At 37.2% G+C, this 24824-nt stretch carries 21 protein-coding genes and 1 tRNA gene; 16 read left to right on the forward strand and 6 right to left on the reverse strand.

Annotation, left to right across the window (positions count from 1 at the left end; all coding sequences use genetic code 11):
- Nucleotides 1-449: 449 nt before the first annotated feature.
- Nucleotides 450-1121, reverse strand: a complete 672-nt coding sequence (locus SK086_RS12820) for a DUF4294 domain-containing protein (protein WP_324692123.1) — start codon at nucleotides 1119-1121, stop codon at nucleotides 450-452.
- An 80-nt stretch (nucleotides 1122-1201) separates the two neighbouring features.
- On the opposite strand from SK086_RS12820, the gene SK086_RS12825 reads away from it, so the two are divergent.
- A complete protein-coding gene (locus SK086_RS12825) occupies nucleotides 1202-2290 on the forward strand; it encodes a M42 family metallopeptidase (RefSeq protein WP_290876805.1) in 1089 nt (362 codons plus the stop codon).
- A 66-nt stretch (nucleotides 2291-2356) separates the two neighbouring features.
- Here SK086_RS12825 and SK086_RS12830 read toward each other — a convergent pair whose 3' ends face one another.
- The 3 genes from SK086_RS12830 to SK086_RS12840 all read right to left on the reverse strand — a co-directional run bounded on the left by SK086_RS12830 (nucleotide 2357) and on the right by SK086_RS12840 (nucleotide 5366).
- Nucleotides 2357-2833: a hypothetical protein gene (locus SK086_RS12830; protein ID WP_290876807.1), complete on the reverse strand. Its 477-nt coding sequence runs from the start codon at nucleotides 2831-2833 to the stop codon at nucleotides 2357-2359.
- Nucleotides 2834-3221: 388 nt separating this feature from the next.
- Nucleotides 3222-4169 carry a phosphoribosylaminoimidazolesuccinocarboxamide synthase gene (locus SK086_RS12835; protein WP_290876809.1) on the reverse strand — a complete coding sequence of 316 codons (948 nt, stop codon included), beginning with the start codon at nucleotides 4167-4169 and terminating at the stop codon, nucleotides 3222-3224.
- A 243-nt stretch (nucleotides 4170-4412) separates the two neighbouring features.
- The gene (locus SK086_RS12840; RefSeq protein WP_324692128.1) at nucleotides 4413-5366 is read right to left on the reverse strand and encodes a PhoH family protein; all 954 of its coding nucleotides are present in this window, start codon (nucleotides 5364-5366) and stop codon (nucleotides 4413-4415) included.
- 123 nt (nucleotides 5367-5489) lie between these two features.
- On the opposite strand from SK086_RS12840, the gene SK086_RS12845 reads away from it, so the two are divergent.
- The 5 genes from SK086_RS12845 (at nucleotide 5490) to dnaN (ending at nucleotide 10289) form a co-directional block, all read left to right on the forward strand.
- The gene (locus tag SK086_RS12845) at nucleotides 5490-6314 is read left to right on the forward strand and encodes an SAM hydrolase/SAM-dependent halogenase family protein (RefSeq protein WP_324692130.1); all 825 of its coding nucleotides are present in this window, start codon (nucleotides 5490-5492) and stop codon (nucleotides 6312-6314) included.
- Between the two features lie 8 nt (nucleotides 6315-6322).
- Nucleotides 6323-6619 carry a putative quinol monooxygenase gene (locus SK086_RS12850; protein ID WP_295334525.1) on the forward strand — a complete coding sequence of 99 codons (297 nt, stop codon included), beginning with the start codon at nucleotides 6323-6325 and terminating at the stop codon, nucleotides 6617-6619.
- An 81-nt stretch (nucleotides 6620-6700) separates the two neighbouring features.
- On the forward strand, nucleotides 6701-7426 hold the full coding sequence (gldF, locus tag SK086_RS12855; RefSeq protein ID WP_324692134.1) for a gliding motility-associated ABC transporter permease subunit GldF: 726 nt from the start codon (nucleotides 6701-6703) through the stop codon (nucleotides 7424-7426).
- Entirely contained in the window at nucleotides 7426-9108 is a 1683-nt protein-coding gene (gene gldG / locus SK086_RS12860; RefSeq protein ID WP_290877387.1) for a gliding motility-associated ABC transporter substrate-binding protein GldG, read from the forward strand. Before gldF ends, gldG begins: the two co-directional genes overlap by 1 nt.
- A gap of 62 nt (nucleotides 9109-9170) precedes the next feature.
- A complete protein-coding gene (dnaN, locus tag SK086_RS12865; protein ID WP_290877390.1) occupies nucleotides 9171-10289 on the forward strand; it encodes a DNA polymerase III subunit beta in 1119 nt (372 codons plus the stop codon).
- A 52-nt stretch (nucleotides 10290-10341) separates the two neighbouring features.
- On the opposite strand, the gene SK086_RS12870 is transcribed toward dnaN, so the two are convergent.
- On the reverse strand, nucleotides 10342-11175 hold the full coding sequence (locus SK086_RS12870) for a universal stress protein (protein WP_324692137.1): 834 nt from the start codon (nucleotides 11173-11175) through the stop codon (nucleotides 10342-10344).
- 134 nt (nucleotides 11176-11309) lie between these two features.
- On the opposite strand from SK086_RS12870, the gene mnmE reads away from it, so the two are divergent.
- Nucleotides 11310-12710 (forward strand): tRNA uridine-5-carboxymethylaminomethyl(34) synthesis GTPase MnmE, encoded by a 1401-nt coding sequence (mnmE, locus tag SK086_RS12875; protein ID WP_324692139.1) that lies wholly within the window; start codon nucleotides 11310-11312, stop codon nucleotides 12708-12710.
- 69 nt (nucleotides 12711-12779) lie between these two features.
- Complete coding sequence (locus SK086_RS12880) at nucleotides 12780-14747, forward strand: PAS domain S-box protein (RefSeq protein WP_324692141.1); 1968 nt, start codon at nucleotides 12780-12782, stop codon at nucleotides 14745-14747.
- 49 nt (nucleotides 14748-14796) lie between these two features.
- Here the strand turns inward: SK086_RS12880 and SK086_RS12885 are convergent, their stop codons facing one another.
- The gene (locus SK086_RS12885; protein WP_324692143.1) at nucleotides 14797-16758 is read right to left on the reverse strand and encodes an endonuclease; all 1962 of its coding nucleotides are present in this window, start codon (nucleotides 16756-16758) and stop codon (nucleotides 14797-14799) included.
- Between the two features lie 205 nt (nucleotides 16759-16963).
- Between SK086_RS12885 and SK086_RS12890 the strand changes: the two genes are divergently transcribed.
- The 8 genes from SK086_RS12890 to SK086_RS12925 all read left to right on the forward strand — a co-directional run bounded on the left by SK086_RS12890 (nucleotide 16964) and on the right by SK086_RS12925 (nucleotide 24773).
- A complete protein-coding gene (locus SK086_RS12890) occupies nucleotides 16964-17749 on the forward strand; it encodes a sulfite exporter TauE/SafE family protein (RefSeq protein WP_290876559.1) in 786 nt (261 codons plus the stop codon).
- Nucleotides 17750-17813: 64 nt separating this feature from the next.
- Nucleotides 17814-19226, forward strand: coding sequence for an MBL fold metallo-hydrolase (locus tag SK086_RS12895; protein WP_324692145.1), 1413 nt, complete (start codon nucleotides 17814-17816; stop codon nucleotides 19224-19226).
- Between the two features lie 82 nt (nucleotides 19227-19308).
- Nucleotides 19309-20052 (forward strand): DUF4369 domain-containing protein, encoded by a 744-nt coding sequence (locus SK086_RS12900; protein ID WP_324692147.1) that lies wholly within the window; start codon nucleotides 19309-19311, stop codon nucleotides 20050-20052.
- Nucleotides 20053-20057: 5 nt separating this feature from the next.
- On the forward strand, nucleotides 20058-20465 hold the full coding sequence (locus tag SK086_RS12905) for a peroxiredoxin family protein (protein WP_324692239.1): 408 nt from the start codon (nucleotides 20058-20060) through the stop codon (nucleotides 20463-20465).
- Nucleotides 20466-20618: 153 nt separating this feature from the next.
- Nucleotides 20619-20700: transfer RNA gene (locus SK086_RS12910), tRNA-Tyr, on the forward strand.
- A gap of 273 nt (nucleotides 20701-20973) precedes the next feature.
- Nucleotides 20974-22209, forward strand: a complete 1236-nt coding sequence (locus SK086_RS12915; protein WP_324692149.1) for a site-specific integrase — start codon at nucleotides 20974-20976, stop codon at nucleotides 22207-22209.
- A gap of 149 nt (nucleotides 22210-22358) precedes the next feature.
- Nucleotides 22359-23234 carry a helix-turn-helix domain-containing protein gene (locus SK086_RS12920; protein ID WP_324692151.1) on the forward strand — a complete coding sequence of 292 codons (876 nt, stop codon included), beginning with the start codon at nucleotides 22359-22361 and terminating at the stop codon, nucleotides 23232-23234.
- 66 nt (nucleotides 23235-23300) lie between these two features.
- Nucleotides 23301-24773, forward strand: coding sequence for a MauE/DoxX family redox-associated membrane protein (locus SK086_RS12925; protein ID WP_324692153.1), 1473 nt, complete (start codon nucleotides 23301-23303; stop codon nucleotides 24771-24773).
- Nucleotides 24774-24824: the final 51 nt, after the last annotated feature.

Genomic DNA, 24824 nt, shown 5'->3' on the forward strand with positions numbered 1-24824 from the left:
TGTTATTACTTGATTTTCAAAAAATAAGGGTAGCTAAGATAATTGCTTTTATTAGTTCCCACAAATTTTTTGTAAAAAATCTTGTTTCTTCCTTTTCAAAAAAACTTAAGAACGATGCTTATATTTACTTTAACTGTTGTAATAACTTTTTCAGTAAACAGCCTGTATGGCTTGATTGCGGGTGCAAAAGTACTACAGTTTTCGGCTTTTGCAAATGTTTTCAAATCATTTTTTGAAAGTTTTTTGCAAGTCGTTGGTTTAATGATTTTTGCGGCGAAAGATTTTTTCGGGAAGGTTGCTAAAAGAGACGACCTTTTCTGTTTTAGCCCCGATTGCAGTGGAAATCCTTTTTGGATTCCCCGGCAGCGTAAGCAGATGAGGAATCCAAAAAGATTGAAACGGAAAGCGGGAACAAGGTTTACCGACATGCACTGCCGCTTCGCTCCCTTTTATTTCTTTTGGGCTTTTTGCTCCCAATATTCGGTAAGTTCGTCTATATCTATGGGAGTTGCCGGTTTTTGGCGGGCTAATCTTCCTCGGTTGAAAGCGCGGTCGAGTATAGACTCTATGAGGAAATCTTCGTTTACCTCGTAAGGCTGGTATTTTGCTTTGAGATTTATGTCGAAAAGTTTGGCTGTATTGTTGGACCAGAAGGCTTTCCAACCACTCTTATAATCTTTAATTAATTCGAAAGTGGTAAACCCGGTTTGGCGGTGGATTAATTTGACCAAGATTTGACCTTGTTTGCGGGATAATTTTTTGAGCTGGTCGGTGAATTCACCTTCCATATAGTTTTCGACCAACTTGAAGTATTTCTTTTTTTCTTTATTGGTTTTCATTTTATCCATGTTTTTGTTTAGTGCTGTTAAGCGATCGGCAGCTGTTTTGGCGTAAGGATACACTTTATAGACTCTATTTTGAAGCAAGAGGAATTGTTTTTTTTCTTCCGGACTTAGTTTGCTTCGGTAAACGACTACTTCTTCTAATAATATAGGATCTTTAACCACAGTGTCGTTTTCCTCTTCCGAGAATTCTTTCTTAGCAATAGAATCGGTTGAAACTTGAGCAGTAACCTTAACTGTTAAAAGTAAAATGAAGGTGAAAAAAAATAACTTTCTCATGGATTAAAAATATTAGGGTAAAAATATAGAATATCCTTTACAACTGTAATGCCAAATTTATATTTTAGCAAAAAAAAGATATGGCAACAAAAAGTATATTGAACAAGGCTTCCTTGACCTTTTTAGAAAGTTATTTGAATAACGCATCGCCAACCGGTTATGAATCGAGCGGGCAAAAGCTCTGGATGAATTACTTAAAACCTTATGTAGACACCTTTATAACGGATACCTACGGAACAGCTGTTGGCGTTATTAATCCCGACGCTCCCTATAAAGTAGTGATTGAAGGACATTCAGACGAGATTTCGTGGTATGTGAATTATATTACTGACAACGGTTTGATTTACGTTATTCGAAATGGTGGTTCTGATCATCAAATAGCGCCTTCCAAACGCGTTAACATACATACGAAAAACGGGATTGTTAAAGGCGTATTCGGATGGCCGGCGATTCATACGAGAAATCGCGGTAAAGAAGAATCGGCGACACTCCACAATATTTTTATTGATTGCGGTTGTGCCACCAAAAAAGAAGTTGAAGCATTAGGTGTTCATGTAGGTTGTGTGATTACTTACCCGGACGAATTTATGGTGTTGAACGGCAACAAATTTGTGTGCCGTGCCATTGACAACCGCATGGGCGGATTTATGATAGCGGAAGTAGCTCGATTGCTCAAAGAAAACAAAAAGAAACTACCGTTTGGCCTATACATTACCAACTCAGTTCAAGAAGAAGTAGGTTTGCGTGGTGCCGAAATGATTACCAAAACCATCAAACCCAATGTAGCCATTGTTACTGATGTTTGCCACGACACTTCTACTCCAATGATTGAAAAGAAAATTGAAGGCGATTTGGAAATGGGAAAAGGTCCGGTAATAGCTTATGCGCCTGCGGTACACAATACTTTGAGAGATTTGATTGTACAAACGGCCGAAGACAAAAAGATTCCGTTTCAAAGACATGCCACTTCGAGAGTAACCGGAACAGATACCGATGCCTTTGCGTATAGTAATGGCGGCGTTCCATCGGCTTTGATTTCATTGCCATTGCGCTATATGCATACTACGGTTGAAATGGTACACCGAGAAGATGTGGAAAATGTAATCAAACTGATTTACGAAAGTTTACTGAAAATTGAAAACAACGATTCCTTTTCATATTTCAAATAAACCAACATAAAAAAAGCATCCTAATCAGGATGCTTTTTCATTTGTAGACTAATTAACCCAAAAAAACTACAATTTAATATCAACCGGTATAGCAGTATTATTCAAATTAACTTTGATGCAGGCTGCTGTGCGATTGATTTTCTCAAAATCTAAAGGAAATACTTCTTCTGAAATTGTACTTTCGATGATTTGATTGTCTTCTTGAATTTTATCCTGAACGGACATTTCCAAACACAACGGTTGGTATACTTCTTCATTTGCTTCGGTGATGAGTTTATTCTCTTTCACCGTTTCTTCTACCGTTTTAACCGATGTGGTTTTCAATACTGACTCCGGATTAAAAACAGCGGTGTCTCCGGTGTTATCAATTGTTGCACTTTTTGAAGATTGGACATTGTTAAAAATCAAATCCGCTTTTTGACTTGTTACTGAATTAACTGCAACAGCATCTTGTTGTAATACTTCTTGTTCAAGTAATTGATTTGCTCTAGTATTGGTAACCGTTAATAAAGCAAGGCCTAAAAAAATAATTGTTGATTTCATAATGATTGATGATTTATTGATGATGATTTATTTTGTTATTAATATTCTATGCAAATATATATCTAAAAACAGGTATCTTGTATTGCATAGTACTTAAATTTAACATTATTTTAACTTTTAATATTTTACAAACCATTGTTTTTCAGAAATTAAACTATATAAAGAATTCAAATCAATTAAATATTCAGAAATAACACTTCGGTTTTCAGAAGAATAAAAAGGGTTACTAATAGTATAATTTGGATTCATTATGCTAACAAATGTTTGTTTGACTGATAAGACGACAACAAGCAAACTTTCGTTGCATGAGAAACTGACTATAACAAAAGTTTAACATCGAGCAAAAAAAAAGCCGCGAAATACGCGGCTTTGTATAGGTTTTACTTGTTTATCTTTTTAAAAAATTCAAAACATTTTGCTCAATCCTTTGGTGAATATCGGAAATATCAGCCTTAACGAAAGTTTCTCCGATGATATTTTCGTAGAGTTCTATGTATCTTTCGGAAACAGTTTCAATATAGTTATCAGACATATCAGGGATTTGTTGTCCTTCTTTACCCTGAAATCCATTTTCAATTAACCATCTTCTAACGAACTCTTTGGAAAGTTGTTTTTGTTCTTCCCCATTATTTTGTCGCTCTTGATACCCTTCAGCATAAAAATAACGTGAGGAATCTGGGGTATGAATCTCGTCAATCAAAACAATTTTGCCGTCTTTGGTTTTTCCGAATTCATATTTAGTATCTACTAAAATCAATCCTCTGGCTGCAGCGATTTCAGTGCCGCGTTGGTACAAAGCTCGAGTGTAATGCTCTAGTACATTATAATCTTCTTCAGAAACAATGCCTTTCGCTAAAATGGCTTCTCTTGAGATGTCTTCGTCGTGAGAACCGTTATCTGCTTTGGTGGTCGGTGTTATAATTGGAGTTGGAAACTTATCGTTTTCCTTCAACCCTTCCGGCATGGTAACGCCACAAAGTAGTCTTTTACCACTGGCATATTCTCTGGCCGCATGACCGGACAAATAACCTCTGATGACCATTTCTACTTTAAAAGGTTCGCACAAATGACCTACCGCTACGTTTGGATCTGGTGTAGCAATTAACCAATTTGGAACGATATCGGCCGTGAGTTGCATGAACTTGGTGGCAATTTGGTTTAAAATCTGGCCTTTATAAGGAATTCCTTTGGGCATGACTACATCAAAAGCCGAAAGCCTGTCGGTAGCTATCATAACCAATAATTCATCATTGATGTTGTAGACTTCGCGGACTTTCCCGCGATAAACAGATTTTTGACCGGGAAACCGGAAATTCGTGGCAGTAATTGTGTTCATCGTGTTGTGGTGTTTCTCTTTGATAAACAAAGAATAAATTGTTGTGGTGCAAAAGTAAGGCCTTCTGTTCGTTTGACAAAAAAGAAAATCAATTCAGTCTTTCTTTAATAACTAAATACAGTAAACGAGGATAACTTTACTTTAATTACAAGTAACTATAAAATGCACATTAAAAAAGCGAACAGATAGGTATTAGTTTTACTATAACCAAACTATTCGCTTACTATAAATTTTTGTTAGAATCTAATAATCGTTATTTTCAATACTCTTGTAAGCATCAATTACCCTTTTCACCAATCGGTGTCTTACAATATCTTTATCATCTAAATAAATGATTCCGATGCCATCGATATCTTTCAAAACCAATAGCGCTTCCTTTAATCCGGAAATAGTGCGGCGCGGTAAATCAACCTGGCCCGGATCACCGGTGATGATGAATTTGGCATTTTTTCCCATACGTGTTAAAAACATTTTCATTTGGGAATGCGTGGTGTTTTGAGCTTCATCCAATATTACAAAAGCATTATCCAAAGTTCTACCGCGCATGAAGGCTAATGGTGCTATTTGAATGATTCCTTTTAAAATGTAATCTTCTAAAGTTTGCGGCGGAATCATATCACGCAAGGCATCATATAAGGGTTGCATGTACGGATCAAGTTTCTCCTTCATATCTCCGGGTAAGAAACCTAAATTTTCTCCGGCTTCTACGGCAGGACGTGTTAAAATGATTCGTTTTACTTGTTTTTCTTTTAAAGCTTTCACCGCTAAAGCCACTCCGGTATATGTTTTCCCTGTTCCCGCAGGTCCAACGGCAAATACCATATCATTTTTATTGACAAATTCAACCAGTTTTTGCTGGTTGGGTGTCATGGCCTTGATCAGTTTTCCGCCCAAACCGTGAACCAAAATTTTATCGTGATCCGGCATGCGCTGCTCTTCGCTTGAATTGCTTTGAATGACTCTATCAATAACATTGGCATCAATATTATTGTAACGTGTAAAGTGCAACATCAATCGGTTAAAACGGTTTTCAAACTCATCCAATTCTTCTTTTTCTCCAAACGCTTTCAACGTAGTGCCGCGAGCCACAATTTTGAGCTTCGGATAGTATTTTTTTATGGTTTCAAGATGAGTGTCTTGCGCGCCCCAAAATTCTTTTGGAGCTATGTCGTGTAATTCTATGATACGTTCGTTCAAAAGCAGTAGTTTTAAATTAAAAAAATCGTTGGAGAATTGTTAGCTTTGTATCCAAATTTAGTCAATTAAAAGGTTAGGTTTTATTATTTTTGAGCCCAATTTCAATCAAGTTATAAACAATCTATGTCAATAATTACCTTAACTACCGATTATGGATTAAAAGACCACTTTGTCGGTGCTTTGAAAGGTAAATTATTGTCTGAACATCCCGAGGTTACTGTGATTGATATTTCGCATCACATCGATCCTTTCAACATAGCCGAAGCCGCGTACATCATTGGCGCTGCTTACAGTAGTTTTCCGAAAGGCACAGTGCATCTGATAGGCGTTGATATCGAATTAAATGAAAACAACCAACATATCGCCATGCAATGGAATGACCATTACTTCATTTGTGCTGATAACGGTATCCTGAGCATGTTGGTTCAGAAGATTGTTCCCCAAAAAGTAGTGACCATCAACATCCACGATCGATTGCCGATTGAAGCCACCGATTTGGATGTATTTGTTAAAGTAGCTTGCCATTTGTCTAAAGGCGGTTTGCTGAATGTTATCGGGAAAGAAATCAAAACGATAAAAGAAGTCACCGAATTACAAGCCTTGACGCAAGACAATTTGATTAAAGGTTATATCATTTACATTGATCATTTGGGCAATGCCGTGACCAATATTTCCAAAAAACTATTTTTGGAAATGGGTAAAGGCCGACCTTATGAAATCAAGTTTAAAGGACAAAGTATTAAAACCATATTACCGAAATATTCCGACATCGTAGTGTCTGATAAATATACTTGGAAAGATTATGAAGGTGAAAAACTAGCCCTTTTTAACGAAGCAGGTTTTCTGGAAATCGCCATATTCCGAAGCAATCCGGACACTGTTGGTTCCGCCAGTTCGCTTTTAGGATTACAATACCGAGATTTGATTACCATTGAATTTAAAAATTAAAACGAAAAATGTTTGTCAGAATAGTTAAAATGAGCTTTCACGCCGAAAATATTCCGAAGTTTTTGGAAAATTTCAATTTAATCAAAGAAAAAATACGAAATGCGCCCGGAAACCGTTTCTTAGAATTGTATCAGGACAAAAATAATCCTGAAATCTTCTTCACTTACAGTTATTGGGAAACCGAAGCAGATTTGGAAAACTACCGTCAATCGGCTTTGTTTGATGAAGTTTGGACCTTTACCAAGCAATTGTTCAACGGCAAACCCGAAGCGTGGAGTGTAGATAAAATAGTAAGTTTAAAATAGTTTTAGGTTGTAAGTTCTATGTTGTAAGTCATTACTTTTGCGCAACATAAAACCTACAACTTACAACCCACAACAAAGAATATGAAATCAATCGCATTACGAGAAATAAAATCCTTTTTCGGCTCACCAATCGGCTATTTGGTGATTGCCATCTTTTTGCTGCTCAACGGACTTTTCCTTTGGGTTTTCGATGGAGAATACAATATCCTGCAAAGCGGATTTGCCGATTTGAGTCCGTTTTTCACTTTAGCGCCATGGATTTTAATCTTCCTCATTCCGGCAGTGACTATGCGCAGTTTCTCGGATGAAAAAAAGCAAGGGACTATCGAGTTATTGCTGACCAAACCTTTATCGATTTGGCAAATCGTAAACGGCAAGTTTTTAGGGTCATTTTTATTGATTGTAATCGCCTTACTGCCAACCTTGGTTTACGTTTATGTGATTGCTTCCTTAGGGTCGCCCGAAGGCAATATCGACATGGGAAGCACTATGGGTTCGTACTTCGGATTGCTGTTTTTAGTAGCCTCGTATACCGCCATCGGTGTCTTCACTTCTACCCTTTCGGAAAATCAAATTGTGGCTTTTCTGATAGCGGTAATGCTGTGTTTTTTGTTCTATTACGGCTTTGAAGGCCTATCAAATTACGTTAGCGGTTTTGAAGATTTGGTTGCCAAATTCGGCATGGATTACCACTTTAAAAGTATGGCCAGAGGCGTTTTAGACACTCGTGATATTCTCTATTTTGTTAGCGTTGCTTTCGTATTCTTGTCGTTCACCGTATACCAATTAAAATCTTTGAAATCGTAATGAGTAAGCCGAAAAACAACTTCAAGAACATAGCACTCACTGTACTTTTTGTAATTGTGCTCAACTTTGCCGGTCATTTTGTGTTTCACCGATTTGACTTGACGGCGGATAAAAGATATACGCTATCCGAAACGTCTTTAACCATTGTAAATGAAGTTAAAGAACCGTTGTATATTGATGTTTTTTTGGAAGGCGAATTCCCGGGCGAATTCAAAAAATTGCAAACGGAAACCCAACAATTATTGGAAGAATTCAAAGCGCAAAACTCGAATGTTATTTTCCAATTTGTAAACCCTTTAGAAGAGGAAGAACAACGTGAAAATACCATTCAATCTTTCTTAGAACGGGGCTTGACTCCGGTTAATGTAACCGTAAACGATAAAGGACAGCAAACTCAGGAAGTGGTTTTCCCATGGGCTGTGGCGACTTGCGGTGATCGCTCGGTCAAAGTGCCTTTGCTGAAAAACATGATGGGCGCTTCTACAGCCGAAAAAGTAGTGAGTTCAGTACAACACCTGGAGTACGCTTTTGCTAATGCTATCAATACGGTTGCGAAAGAAAAACAAAAGAAAGTGATTATACTGAATGGCAACGGCGAATTGGAAGATCGTTATATCGCCGACTTCATCAAATCGGTTAGGGAAAATTATTTTATTGCGCCTTTCACCTTAGATTCGGTTCCAACCAATCCGACCGGAACTTTGGAACATATCAAAAAATACGATTTGGCCGTTATTGCCAAACCTACCGAAGCTTTTAGTGATGCCGAAAAACAAGTACTCGATCAATTTATCATGAATGGCGGTAAGACGCTATGGCTGGTAGATCAAGTGGCCATGGAAATGGACAGTTTATACAACGAAACCGGCGCCAACCTAGCCTTTCCGAGGGATTTAGGATTGAACGACATGTTCTTCAAATACGGGATTCGCATGAAGCCGGACTTGATTTTCGATTTGCAAAATACACCCATAGCTTTGGCCACCGGCGAGCAAGGAAGTGCCACGCAATACACCCAATATCCTTGGTTTTATGCACCCCTGATTTATCCAACCAGCAAAAACCCGATTGTTACCAATTTGGACGGCATTAAATTTGATTTTGCCGGTCCGATTGAGCTTTTGGGTAACGATATTAAAAAGACTGTTTTACTACAATCCTCCCAAGTTTCCCGTTTGGTTGGCACACCTACAGAGGTGAATTTAAACATCGTTTCACTGCGCCCTGAACAAAAAGAATTTGCCGGCAAAGGCAATTATCCGGTAGCGGTTTTATTGGAAGGAAATTTTCATTCGATGTACGAAAACCGCATTTTACCATTTAAAGAGGCAAACTTCCAAAAAACAGGCAAAACCAATAAAATGATAGTCGTTTCCGACGGCGATATCATCAAAAACCAATTTGACAAAAACGGAACTCCATTGGAATTGGGTTTTGACAAATGGACGAATAATTTATACGCCAACAAAGAGTTTATGATGAACTGCGTGAATTATTTGATGGACGACAGCGGACTTATTAACATTAGAAGTAAAGAAGTGAATTTACCGATGTTAGACAAGCAGAAAGTCTACGACAATTACACCAATTCACAAATCGTAACTGTAGCAATGCCAATAGTAATCTTATTGTTATTCGGCATTGCCTTTACCCTTTTGCGCAAGCGAAAATACAGCCGCTAATGTTAATAAAAAACTTTTTGAAATCTGTTAGTTTAAGATATATTTGTAAAAAATAAAACAAAATGAAATTCATTGTATCGAGTTCATATTTATTGAAACAATTGCAAGTGTTGGGAAGTGTCATCAACAGTAGTAACACCTTGCCTATTTTAGATAATTTCCTATTCGAATTAGATAATAAATCGTTAACTGTTTCTGCTTCTGATTTAGAGACTACCATGTCGGCTACTTTAGAAATCGATTCAACCAGCAAAGGCAGCGTTGCAGTTCCTGCGAAATTGTTGTTAGATATTCTAAAAACTTTTCCCGAGCAACCGTTAACTTTTACCGTAGAAGAAAACAGCACTATCGAAATCAGTTCTAATTCCGGTAAATATGCCATTGCTTACGCTCCTGGAGAAGAATTTCCTAAAGCTGTAAGTTTAGACAATCCGTCTTCTACTTTAGTCCCTGCCGATGTATTGGCAACCGCCATCAGTAAAACCATTTTCGCTGCCGGAAACGATGATTTGCGTCCGGTAATGAGCGGTGTGTTTTTCCAATTTTCTCCGGAAGGCTTGATTTTCGTAGCTACAGATGCCCACAAATTGGTTAAATATGCGCGTACCGATGTAAAAGCGTCTCAAGTGGCCGATTTTATCATGCCGAAGAAACCTTTGAACATCTTGAAAAACATTTTAGGCGCTTCGGAATCGGAAGTGACTATTGAATACAACGATTCAAACGCTACGTTTTCATTTGACAGCTATGTGTTAACTTGTCGTTTAATCGACGGAAAATACCCGAACTACGAAGCGGTAATTCCAAAAGAAAATCCGAACAAATTAATGATTAACCGAGTGCTTTTATTGAACTCTGTGCGTCGTGTGGCGATTTTTTCCAATAAAACTACACACCAAATTCGCTTGAAAATTGCCGGTGCCGAATTGAACATTTCAGCAGAAGATATCGATTACTCGAACAAAGCGGAAGAGCGTTTGACTTGTGATTACCAAGGTGATGACATGCAAATTGGATTCAACTCTCGCTTCTTATCGGAAATGTTAACCAACTTACAATCCGACGAAATTATGTTGGAAATGTCGATGCCGAACCGCGCCGGTATCTTAACACCGATTGACGGTTTAGATGAAGGCGAAACCGTAACCATGTTGGTAATGCCGGTGATGTTGAACAACTAAAATACACTAACCTTTATACCGAAAAGCGTCTCCTTAAAAAGAGACGCTTTTTTTATTCGTGGAAAGCCAAAATCGGGGTTTTCAAATGATAAGACAAATGTTGTGTAGTGGTTGTGGTGAACAACTCTACAAAGAAATTGCGCTTGTAGGTTAACATCGCTAACATGTCGATTTCTTGACTAACCAAAAAGTCTTCTATGGTTTCTTTTACGCCTTCATTCGGAATAACGAAAAACTGTAAATTGGTTTCGTCTTCAAAATGGGATTGCCAACGACGAATGGTCTCATCAGTCACATCGGAATTCGGCGTTTTCACATATAAACATTTGACTTTCGCATGGAATCTTTTGGCAAAAAACAACACTTTGATTAACGCTTCTATGTCTTTTTTACGGAATCGTGTAGTAAATGCAATAGTATCAATTTTTTGAAATTGCGCTCCGGCAGGAACACTTAACACCGGCACAGAAACTCCGGCAATAACAGAACCTGTATTGGTTCCTATTACACTGTCCCACCAACCTTCGGCACCATGGGTTCCCATAACCACCATATCAATATTTTCCTGAGCAATCACTTTTTTGATACTCAACAACAAATCGCCGTCCATCATAATATGACTCATCGGAATATGATTTAGGTTGCGTTCTTCAGCTATGGTGTGCAACTTGGGCATTTTCTGCTTGAAATGCTCAAAATTGGCCAGCTCAATACTATTATAAATGGTTGCATAATTAATCGGCATCGCCTGACTGTCGACAATCGGGAGTTCAAAAGTATGCAACAACACCAACTCGGCTTTCAATCGCTTGGCCATTTCCAAAGCATAAACAAAAGCATTATCCGAAGTTTCGGAAAAGTCTATGGGAACAAGTATTTTTTTCATACCTAAGGTTTTAATTTTCTCAAAGTTACAATGGAATTCGATGGTTTTAAATGACAAATATCATTCGGTCATCTATTTAACCTAAAGAAAATATACTTGATAAGTTTTATTAACTTTGCCGAAAATAGACAAAGATGATTTCTCAGGAAACTATAGTGGCTTTAGCTTCTCCATCGGGCGCCGGTGCCATTGCTGTAATACGAATATCAGGTAAAGAAGCCATCAGCATCGCCGAGCAAGTATTCCAATCGGTTTCCGGAAAAAGTATCAGTCAACAAAAAACGCATACCATTCATTTAGGACATATCGTCGATGAAGGAAAAGTGTACGACCAAGTTTTGCTGTCTATCTTTAAAAATCCACATTCGTATACCGGCGAAGATGTGATTGAAATTTCCTGTCACGGTTCGACTTTCATTCAACAACAAATCATCCAATTATTGTTGCGTAAAGGTTGCAAAATGGCGCAAGCCGGTGAATTCACTTTAAGAGCTTTTTTAAACGGGAAACTCGATTTGTCGCAAGCGGAAGCGGTAGCCGATTTGATTGCTTCGGATAACGAAGCCAGTCACCAAATTGCCATGCAGCAAATGCGCGGTGGATTTAGCAACGAAATAGCCAAACTGAGAGCCGAACTTTTGAATTTTGCCTCATTGATAGAACTCGAATTGGATTTTGCAGAAGAAGACGTAGAATTTGCCGATCGCACACAATTCAAGGAATTACTCAATCGCATCGAATTTGTACTAAAACGTTTAATCGATTCATTTGCTGTGGGTAATGTGATTAAAAATGGTATTCCGGTAGCGATTGTTGGCGAGCCTAATGTAGGAAAATCGACTTTGCTCAATGCCTTATTAAACGAAGAACGCGCTATTGTCTCTGACATAGCCGGAACGACTCGCGACACCATAGAAGACGAATTAGTCATTAACGGCATCGGTTTCCGATTCATTGATACCGCGGGGATTCGCGATACAAAAGACGTGGTAGAAAGCATCGGCATCAAAAAAACCTTTGAGAAAATAGAGCAAGCACAAGTGGTGATTTATTTGTTTGATAGTTTAAAATTTCAAGTTTCGGGTTCAGAATACATCGCTGAAATAGAAAAAGTAAAGAACAAATATCCTTTAAAATCTATTGTCATTGTTATAAATAAAGTGGATTTGATTTCTCAAGATGAAGTTTCCAGCATGAGTCAAAAATTGGAAGCTTTAAACTTGAAACCAATTCTAATGAGTGCCAAGGAAAAGCAGGGCATTGACGAACTTAAAAATTTACTTTTATCGTTTGTCAATACCGGAGCGTTACGCAACAATGAAACTATTATTACTAATTCACGCCATTACGATTCGCTGATTAAAGCTTTGGAAGAAATTCAGAAGGTTAGTTTCGGATTGAATAGTGGACTGTCTTCTGACCTAATGGCCATCGACATCAAACAAGCGTTATACTATTTTGGTGAAATAACCGGTGAAGTAACGAATGATGAGTTGTTAGGAAACATTTTCGCTAATTTCTGCATTGGGAAATAATTGAAAGAAATTATTTCTTACATCTATTTTTTTCCTATATTTAGCTATCTCTAACCCTAACCCTTCTTTATGGATTTCAAAAAACTATTGAAAAGAGTTTCTTATTGGGTTTTTACGAGACCAAAAACAACAGGCTTCATTAGCTTTTTAATGATGCTGCTTCTGTTGGGTTTCTTGGTGAAAATGAGATACGAAATGGTAAAAGAGAATGAGCGCCGGGAAATGAATAATGTTCTCGGTGTTGTTCGACAAAACTTTGAACAGGTCTTAAAAAGCAGCTATACTTCTGCGCTTACCATGGCCATGACTATTAACGACGATGGCAAGCCCGAGCATTTTGACAAAATAGCCAAGCAGTTGTTAGACAACAATCCTTCGATTGATGTAGTTCAGCTGGTGCCTGATGGCGTTATTAAATATGTTTATCCTTACGAAGAAAACAAAGCCGTAATCAATTACAATATATTAAGTAGTCCGCAAAACCGATTTGAAGCCCGAAAATCCATAAAGTCAAAACTGATGTTTTTTGCCGGACCACTCAAGTTAAAGCAAGGTGGAATTGGTGTAGTGGGCAGATTACCGGTGTATAAGAATAATCGTTTTTGGGGTTTCTCCGCTGTTGTTATCCGTTTAGAAACCTTAATCAAAGAGTCGGGTATTAATAGCATTGATAACACCAAATACTATTTCCAATTCTCTAAAATCAATCCTGTAAGTTATAAAGAGGAGTTCTTTTTACCAGAGAAACAGGAATTCAAACACAAACCTTTGCTCAAAGTAACGATTCCGGATGGAGAATGGAATTTGTACCTCATCTCCAGAAATCAAAACATTGTAATTAAACAATTGTACACTTCTGTTTCCTTAAGCCTTTTATTGTCGATTATTATTGGTTTATGGGTAACTACTTTAATAAAAAAACCGGCCGAACTCCAAAAGTTAATTGAAGTTCAAACTAAAAAAATAATTAAGAGAGAAGCAGAATTTAGGGCTATATTCGATCAGGCTCCCGTAGGTATAGCCAAACTTGATACGCTTACCGGGAAGTTCATAACCGTTAACAAAGAATATTGCAAAATTGTTGGTTACTCTTTGGAAGAACTGTTAAAAACCGATTTTCAATCCATAACCCACGAGGAGGATTTACAAGAAGATTTGGATAATATGGAGCAATTGCGCAATGGGCTGATAGATGATTTTAGTATGGAAAAGCGGTATATCCATAAATCCGGAAAAATTGTTTGGATTAATTTAATTGTAGCCAGTTTATGGAAAGAAGCGAATAAAGTCCTCAATCATATTGCCATTGTTGAAGACATCACTGATAAAAAAAGAGCGGAAGAAGAACTAAAGCAATCCTTTGAATTGGTATCGGAACAAAACAAACGCTTGCTTAATTTTTCCTATATCGTTTCTCATAACCTTCGCTCTCACACCAGCAATATCGAGTTGATTTCCGGCTTAATGGAAGGCATTAAAAGTCAAGAAGAACAAGCAGAAATGGTTCACTTGCTACAAAAAGTATCGAAATCGTTAGATGATACTATGAGAAATCTTAACGAAGTAGTCAACATTAGAACTAATCTTAATATTACCATAGAGCGTTTAAATCTGCACGACTATATTGAAAAAAGTGTAGCAGTATTGGAAAAGCAAATCAGAGACAAAAAAGCTGATGTACAAAATTTAGTTCCTAATCACATCAACATTGATTATAACGCTGCCTATTTAGAAAGTATTTTATACAATTTCATCTCTAATGCAATACGCTACAGCAACCCTAAAAAGAAGCCGTTAATTGTATTGCAATTTGATGAAGAGAAGAAAGCCTTGAGTATTACTGATAATGGTATCGGAATTGATTTAAAGCGTAACGCTGAGAATCTTTTCGGAATGTATAAAACCTTCAACAACAATCCGGATGCCAAAGGAATTGGCTTGTTCATCTCCAAAAATCAAATCGATGCTATGGGTGGCCGAATAGAAACAAAAAGCGAAATAGACGAAGGCACTACATTTACCATTTACTTCAAATAAAAAGCCCGATGTATCAACATCAGGCTTTGAAATGTAGGGTATAAATTTATTATTTTATAATAATTTTTTTGGTAATTGATTGGTTATTCTTTGATATATTAATCAAGTAAATTCCCGGCGCTACCTGAGGTTCAAAAGTTGTTTCTCCGCTGAACTCTTGCTCATAAACCTTCATCCCAAGGCTGTTGAATAAGAACAAAGTGGCTTCTGAATCCATGCCGTAAACGGTGAAACGCTCTGAGGTTGGGTTTGGATAAATACTGATGGAAACAGCAGTATTTTCATTGGTTGACAAAGAAGCATACCAAGGCTGACCGGCATTGGTTCCCCAAATATAATCTGCTAAATTCGGATAATCAATAAACGGATTGCGGTTGTATTGCCAGGTATAAATATAGTTGTTGCGATTCATCTCGAAATCGTCGCTCGGATCGGTATGATTCCACGTTAACAACGAAGCTAAATCACCTAATTGTCCCACTGTAGTGTCCGGAATATCACCATTAACAACACTGAGCGCATTGTAGCGAACCGCCATGTAAAAAACAGAGCGCGCCACATCGCCTTTCCAAGAACCTTGATTACCAACAGGACCGTTATATCCGGTTAAACCGTAATCGCGATTGCTTCTGGAGGTGTTTTCCGGACCGTCTTCGGCACGAATATGATGGGCATCACCGTGACCGGTGGCAATATCATCAGCATTGGTAGGCAACCATACATTAATGCCATCAGGAATATCATCGGTAGCATTGGCAAAACCGCCACGAGATTGCGGATAAATATGCTCTCTGTTCCAAGAACCTACATTACTGGAAGTGGTTTGGAAATCCAATTTAGCACGCGGTGTTTCCACATACATCAACCAAACCTGATTGCTGTTGAGCGGATTTTGATCGGCTACTTTTAAAATATCAGTTACGTCACCATAATTGTGCGCTCTGACTACAGCGGGATTGGCAATAATATTCTGCAAAGCTTGCTTCAAAGCGGCTCCCGATAGTCCTTCTAAACTATCATAATATCCGGCTGGTGCAGTACTACTAACATTGCCGTAGGTAGGATTCAATGGTGTGCCGAATGGTAAAGTCGTAAAATCATTGTCTACTACTCTGATTTCAATGTTGTCATTGCGGCGATTAAAACCTGAAGGCAAAGCGCCGAATTTGATTTTCAGCACTTCATCACCTTCATCCAAAGTATCATCTGTAAGGGTAATAGTAGTAGAAAAACTATTGGAGCCGGCCGGAATGGAAACTGAAGTATTCCCGGTAAAATCAGCTGTATTAAAACCGCTGTTGTTCAGCGAAAAAGTAAAATTCAACGCCGACGAAACAACACTATCGGAAGTAAATGTAATGGAAAAACTATCGCCTTCGTTTTTGTGATTGGTATTAACCGTAATCGTAATGCCATTATAAATAAAACCGCTACCATCATTATTTACACCAGGTGTTGGTGCTTTTACTTCCCAAGTACCATCGGATTTGCGTTGGATGGATTGCGTTGTTCCTGAACCGTTGGCATTTTCATTAACCTGAGTAGCAACCCCTAACAAAGTTTGTAAAGAAGGTACTAGTGTATTGTTATTAGAATGCACTAAAGCATCTATCAAATTAACCGTGGTGGCTGTTGTACCAGCCGGAAAATCGGATGTCGAACCCAAATACAAACCAACACCGTCTGGACCATTTTGAATGGAACTATTGGTAAAAATACGTTCAGGCACAGGAGAAACTAAATTGTTACCAATAAGAACCAAACCATTCACATCAGTAGTCAAACCGTTTAAACTGATGGTGTAATAACTCTTATCGGCTAACGAACCTGTACCGTTAAAAAACACCAATACATAACCGTTAAGTGAAAAGTTTGGTGTAGCCGATTTTAATTCGATAAATTCCTTATCATCGGTACTGGGATTATCCGAATCGAATTCGTTGATAATCACCTGAGCTTCTATCATTGATGTGGACAGCACCAATAGATAGCACAATATTTTTTTGAACATTAACTGAAATTTTGCTCAAATTTATCGATATGAAAACTGTAAAAAAGTGAAAATCTACATTTTATGATTAGTTTAATGACTGAGTTAATCTTTTCAAAGATAAAATCTTACTTTTTAAAAAGATGTTACAGAAATTTACCACACAAAAAACAGCAACACTTTTGAATTAAAAACACTATTTTTACTCAGTCATTATCAAACAAACATGATTGAATTTTTAGGATACCTCGGCGCTCTTTGTATCGGAATAGTCCTAGGCATCACCGGTGGCGGTGGTTCTATACTGACTGTCCCTGTACTGGTTTATGTACTGCAATTGAATCCGATAATTGCCACAGCTTATTCCCTTTTTGTGGTAGGGACTACTTCGGCATTTGGCAGTATTCAAAATTTTCGCAAAGGATTGGTTGACATCAAAAGTGCTTTGCGGTTTGCGGTACCTTCTGTGTTGGGTGTATACTTAACACGAAAGTATTTGGTTCCTGAAATTCCGGATCCGGTATTTTATTTTGCCTCATTACAATTGACCAAAGCTACTTTCCTTATGGTCCTTTTTGCCATAGTAATGTTTTGGGCTGCCATTGCCATGCTGAAAAGCAAAAAAGACAATCCTGTACCAGAGATCACAAATAAATACGGAACCATAGTTCAACTTTTCTTCGTAGGTGTTTTAATCGGTTTAATTGGAGCCGGTGGTGGGTTTTTAATTGTACCTGCCTTAACTAAACTAGCCCGACTGACCATCAAAAAAGCCATAGCCACTTCGCTTTTGGTGATTACTATAAATTCCTTAATCGGTTTTTCAGGCGATTTACAGAACATTGAAATTGATTGGTTGTTTCTGTTAAGCTTTAGTGCTTTTTCCATTTTAGGAATATTCATTGGCCTTTATCTTCAGAAGTTTATCAATGAAAAATTATTAAAAAAAATATTCGGATTATTTATCTTACTCATGGCTTTCATCATTCTTTATAAAGAACTGTTTTCCTAAAGTATTCTAAAGAAGCAACGCTTTTGAGCACTAACCTTATACCTTTGTAACAAATTATTGTCTTATGAAAATTGAACAAATTTACACCGGATGCATTGCACAAGCCGCTTACTACATAGAAAGTAACGGAGAAGCCGCTATTTTCGATCCTCTGCGTGAAGTGCAACCTTATTTAGACAGAGCAGCCAAAGACAACGCTACCATTAAATACATTTTTGAAACACACTTTCATGCCGATTTTGTATCCGGGCATTTGGATTTGGCTCAGAAAAGCGGTGGAAAAATTGTTTACGGACCAACGGCTAATCCGGCGTTTGAAGCCATTATAGCCGAAGACAACCAAGTTTTCAAAGTAGGCCTATACACTATAACCGCTATTCACACTCCGGGACATACTTTAGAAAGTACTTGTTATTTGTTAACTGATGAAAGCGGAAAACAACACGGTATAATTACGGGAGATACTTTATTCATTGGAGATGTAGGTCGCCCTGACTTGGCGCAAGCACTGACAGAAGAACTCACTCAGGAAAAATTGGCGGCTTATTTATACCATTCATTACGCAACAAGATTATGCCGTTAAGCGACGAATTGATTGTTTATCCAAGTCATGGTGCCGGAAGTGCTTGCGGAAAAAACATGAGCAAGGAAACAACGGATACCTTAGGCAATCAAAAAAGAACCAATTACGCTTTAAGAGCGGATATGACCAAAGAAGAGTTCATCAAGGAATTGCTTGATGGATTAGGAGCACCACCAGCCTATTTTCCACAAAATGTGATGCTGAACATCAAAGGTTACCAAAGTCTTGATACCGTTATGCAAAAAAGTAAGGTACCACTTTCCCCTGAAGAATTCGAAACCATTGCCAACCAAGACGATGTGGTGGTATTAGATGTGCGTCATGAAAACGATTTTGTAAAAGCGCACATTCCGAATTCCATTTTCATTGGTATACAAGGAAATTTTGCCCCTTGGGTAGGTTCGCTTTTGAGAGATGTGAATCAAAAACTGTTGTTAATTAGCCCTGAAGGCAAAGAAGAAGAAACCATTACGCGCTTATCACGCGTTGGTTTTGATTATGTTTTAGGCTATTTAAAAGGAGGAATCTCAGCATGGGAACAAGCCGGATTTGAAACCGACAGCATAGCTTCTATCAGTCCGGAAACCTTTGCAGAAAGATTGCATTCTGACAGTTTGGTTGTCGATGCCAGAAAACCAAGTGAATACGAAGCTGAACATGTGGAAAATGCAGTAAATATTCCTTTAGATACTATCAATGAAAACTTCCAAAGCGTACCAAGAAACAAAGAATTCTTCCTGCACTGTGCGGGTGGTTATCGCTCGGTGATTATGGCATCCATTTTAAAGTCGAGAGGTATCCATAACCTGATAAACGTCGAAAAAGGAATGAATGGTATCAAACAAACCCAAGTGCCGTGTACGCAATTTGTATGTCCGTCCACCAAAAAATAAATCAGTAAAAAATCAAAAAAAAACAAGCTATAGTATTGCAATTTAAATACATTTGCAGTCATTAAAATTTAAACCAACAATAATGAAAAAAGTAATTCTTCTAGTAGCCTCGGCCGTTGTATTGTTTTCTTGTAACAAATTAGCTGAAGGGGAATATATCATAACCGGTAATGTTAAAGGTATGAAAACCGGGTTAGTTTATTTGGAAAAACAAGGACCAATGGGCATGGGATTCATGGCTATTGACACCGTGAAAATTGAAGACGGAAAGTTTGAAATAAAAGGGAAAGCATCAGAACCTGAAATTCATTTTATCCATGTTGATAAAGTAAACGGTAAATTACCTTTAGTATTAGAAGGCGGAGAAATTGAAATTGCGTTTGACAAAGACAGTTTAGCAAAGTCAAAAATTTCAGGAACTTACAACAACGAAGAATTCAATAAATTCAACGAAGAATCAGAAAAAATTCAAAAGAAATTAAAAAGCAAAATCGTTGATTTCCAACAACGCAATAAAGTAGCTATAGAAAATGCTCAAAAGAGTAACGATACTGTGGCTATGAACAAATTGAGAGCAGAATACGATTTGATTCAGAAAGACATTACCGATTATACTTTCGGATATCCTAAAACACATCCAAAATCATTTATCAGTGTTTTGATTCTACAAATGATGGCTAGCAATCCTAAGTTTACTCCGAAAGAAATCGAAACCATCTACAATGCTTTTGACGAAAGTTTAAAGAAAACCAAACCGGGAAAAGCCATCAAAGAAAACTTGGATGCTTTAAAAAAAAAGCCGACAGCCAGTCAACCGTCCAACTAAATCAAATAGCACCCGACTTTAAAGCACCGACTCCTGAAGGAAAAATGGTGTCTTTAAAAGAAAGCATGGGTAAAGTTACCCTGATTGATTTTTGGGCTTCATGGTGTATGCCTTGTCGCAAAGAAAATCCTAAAGTGGTAGCCTTGTATAATGAATTTCACAGCAAAGGATTTAACATCATCAGTGTTTCATTAGACGGTGATGCCGGAGATTGGAAAGAAGCTATTGCCAAAGACGGTTTAACTTGGACACAAGTTTCCAACTTAAAAGAAATGGATGATCCTATTGTAAAAAGATACGGTGTTACTTTAATCCCAACCACCTTTTTGCTGGATGCTACCGGAAAAGTAGTCGGAATTGATTTACCGCAGAGCGAAATGAAGCGTAAAATTCAGGAACTTTTACAAAAATAAGAACCGATTATCCCCTATATTCTTAAAAAATCTCCTTCGGGAGATTTTTTATTTCATTTACTACCAACGGCTTAAAAAAAGAGTGATGAAATATCTGCTTTTTTGTTTGTGAAGCCCAAAACAGTTTTTATATTTGCAATCGCGATAAGCGTTGGGGAGATACTCAAGCGGCCAACGAGGGCGGACTGTAAATCCGCTGACTAAGTCTTCGCAGGTTCGAATCCTGCTCTCCCCACAAATAAAAAAACAAAAAGTCTCAAAACCCTGCAAATCTTAGGATTTTCAGGGTTTTTGTTTTTCTACAACCGCAAAATTATTCATTCAATCTTAAAACTTAAGAGGCAAAATCGAGACCCTAAGAATTATCAAGACCTAGGGTCTCGATAAATCTTCTTAAGCCTAACAAACACAGTACTTTTAACCTGTTCACTTACATGTTCAAAAGCTGTACATCTTGTTTGTTATTTCTCAGGAATTTAAATTGAATCATAATTAAAAGGTCACCACCATGAAAACAAAAATCACACTACACTTCTATGCCAAAAGCACTAAAATGAATGCTGATGGTAAATTACCAATCTACATTCGATTAACAGTTAATGGTCAAAGATTAGAATTTAGTTCCAAAAAGTTTATTGAAAAATCTAAATGGTCTCCAGAGATGACAAAAATGAAAGGACAATCAGAGGAGGCTCGTTCAGTTAATAGCTATCTCGAAATGATTAGATCAAAGGTCTTAGGGGCAGAACTTGAACTACTCCATAAAAATGAAGATCTTACAATTGAAAATTTCCAAGCAATCCTTTTAGACAAAAACAAAGCAAACAGAATGCTTGTTTCTATATTTCAAGACCACAATAATAAAATGAAAGAACTATTAGGAAAACAATATGCTCCTGGTACTCTCCAACGCTTTGAAGTCACTTTAAACCACTTAAAAAACTTCTTGAATTGGAAATATAAGGTAACTGACATACGAATTGACAAAATAGATTTCGCTTTTATAACTGACTTTGAATTTTATCTTCGAAGCATTAAAAACTGTGCGAACAATACAGCTGTCAAATACGTTCGAAACTTCCGTAAAATAATTAATATCTGCCTGAATAATGATTGGATTGAAAAAAACCCTTTCAGTAAATATGAAGGCAAAGTCTATGAGGTAGATAAAGAGTTTTTAACAGAAGAAGAAATAAATAAAATTTACAACAAAACCATTACCAATACACGCCTTGAGCAGGTAAGGGATATTTTTATCTTTTGTTGCTTTACTGGTTTAGCTTATATCGATGTGCAACAGTTGAGAAAAGACCACTTGGGAATAGGTATTGATGGTAATAAATGGATATTTAAAAACAGGCAAAAAACAGATACTCGCTCTAAAATTCCTTTATTGCCTGTTGCTGAAGAGTTAATAGAAAAATATGCAACACACCCAAAATGTAATAATGAAGATAGATTGTTACCTGTCTTGAGTAATCAAAAAATGAACAGTTATCTAAAAGAAATTGGTGATGTCTGTGGTATTCAAAAAGAAATAACGTTTCACATGGCACGTCATACCTTTGCTACTTCAGTGACATTATCCAATGGTGTCCCTATTGAAAGTGTTAGCAAAATGCTAGGACATAAAAGTCTCAGAACAACACAACACTATGCTAAAATAGTAGATAAAAGGGTAAGCGATGACATGGCTATTTTAAAGCAAAAACTACAGCACCAAAATGTAGCAAAAAGTTCCTAGTTACACCTTTCAAACACTGGAAAATTTGATAAAAATTATAGTATTCAATTCCCGAATCGCACACTATATTGTTTGATTCGGGAATGCTACTGCTATAGCTTTGCTATTATATTCCTCTCTGTATGCAAAGCCAATCCTACCATCAACGGATGAAAAATGTTTACCAGATGCTATTTGAATTAGCTACTGGTAACTTGGCATTTAGAATAGAACCAACAGAGTCGAATGATGAAATAGAGGAACTAAGTAGCGTACTCAATATCTTGGGACTCACACTTCAAAACACCACCGCAAAATCAGGCTATATTATCCCCTATTACAATTATCAAAGTGTTATTCAAAATGCATTTATTCTGAGCAAAGATTACAACATCAAAAGCTTTAATGCTTTAGCCATTAAAAATCTCGGTTACAGTCCAGGTAAACTTAATGAAATGATATTTGATGACATAATTGCTAAACAGTCATCAGATGCTTGGCAAAGTATAAAAGAGGAAATTCAAAATAATGAAGAGTATCATTCTACCGTTCAATTAGTTTTAATAAGTGGTAATAAAAAGCTACTCCCGCTTCACTTTACAATCTCTAAACTACTTAATCACAATGAAATAATATTAACTTCATTGACAACTGTCCTTCAAGATTCTCTAGGTGATACTTTTAATTCAAACTACAAACTTACTCCACGCCTAAAAGATTCGGAAATAATTCAAAACGTTTACAACTACATAATTAATAATCTAGAAGAACCACTTCCTTCTGTCAAAGCTTTAGCCAAAATGTTTGGCTCAAATGAATTCAAATTAAAAGAGGGATTCAGACACTTTTTCAACACAAGTATTTATAAGCTTTATAATGAAGAACGTCTTAAAAAAGCACACAACTTGATAGAAAAAACAGATTTATCCTTAAAAGAAATCTGTTTTATGTGTGGTTTCAACTCATACCTAAATTTTTATAAAGCTTTCAAAAAGAAATACCGTTACTCTCCCAGTGAACTCAATAGACCATCAAAAATGGAATAGTATTACTACATTTTTGAATATCCCTAAGTAATTGTTTTTAAGAATTTTACATAAAAACAATGTAGAATGAAACTTCAAATTACTAAATCGAACATCATACAAACAGTAGTCGTACTCAACATCCTACTCTTCACTTATGCGGCCGTAAGTAAAGCACTAGACTTCCATAATTTCCAAATCCAGTTGGGTCAGTCACCACTTTTAAGTGCTTTTGCAGATTGGGTTGCTGTTGCAGTTCCTTTGATAGAATTTATTATTGTCCTGCTCTTACTTACCAACAAATATCGTTTGCTAGGACTCTATGGTAGCTTTGCTTTAATGACAATGTTCACGGCTTACATAGTAATTATTCTCAACTTCAGTTCTTTCACCCCATGTTCTTGTGGTGGCATATTAGAAGAAATGACTTGGACACAACACCTTATTTTTAATATTGTTTTCGTGGTATTATCGGGTTTGGCAATTTTATCTAACGCCTTCAACAGATTTGTGATTGGCTATTTATCTATCCTTGCCACCTCTGCTATTGGTCTTGTAGTTGCACTCTTTTTAACGTCTGAAGACATCATCCAACATCGCAACAACTTTGTCCGAAGACTACCGGCACAATTCTCAAAACAACACGAAATCGACCTTGGATATAATTCATATTATTTCGCCGGAATTGCTAAAGGAAAAATATACTTAGGTAACACTACTGCCCCATTATTGCTAACTGAAATCGATACCTCTCTAAAAAACAAAAAGGAATTGGTAGTGAAATTAAACAATCTAAACCTGCCATTCCGTTCTCTCCAATTGCAAGTTTATGCTAAGAATTTCTATGCCTCCGATGGCACAGTCCCGGCGGTATTTCGCGGTAAAACAGGGCAATGGTATGCCACCCAAATGCCGCAAGTAAAAAGTAAGTTTTCAAATCCTGTATTTACCGATTCAACCTCGTTTGCATTTCGTACACACAAAGCCAATGCTGAGAATGTTTTAGCCCGCTTTGATGAAAAGCAAAGTAAAACAACCACTAACCCATCTTTACTTCAAAAACAAGTTGACGGCATTTTCGATACCGATGGCATCCTTAACTACGACCCTAATACCAACCTTTTGGTCTACCTGTATTACTACCGCAATCAATATATTGTTTGCGACGCTAAGCTCAACTTAATCCATCGCGGCAACACCATTGACACCACAAGTAAGGCACAAGTCAAGGTGGCATTCAATAAAAACCGCAATGAAAAGAAACTCGCTGCACCGCCTTTGACCGTAAATAAAAACGCCTACCTACATCGCGGACTACTATTCGTTAACGCTGCACTGATGGGGAAATTTGAAGATGAAAAAATGTGGCAACAGGCTAGCCTGATAGATGTTTACGACGTAAAAATTCGCTCCTACATCGTAAGCTTCTATGTTTACAACATTGATGGCAAACGACTAAGCCGCTTTGCAGTGGATGGCCATACGTTTTACGGAATCATAGGTAATCACCTAGTAAGCTACAAAATGAGTTATCTGATACATAAACGACTTTCACTTTAGATTTTGGATAAGTGTAAAAAAAGACACCAAAAATATAATTAGCTAATTATC

This window comes from Flavobacterium cheonhonense (assembly GCF_035671315.1).
Classification (GTDB): Bacteria; Bacteroidota; Bacteroidia; order Flavobacteriales; family Flavobacteriaceae; genus Flavobacterium; species Flavobacterium cheonhonense.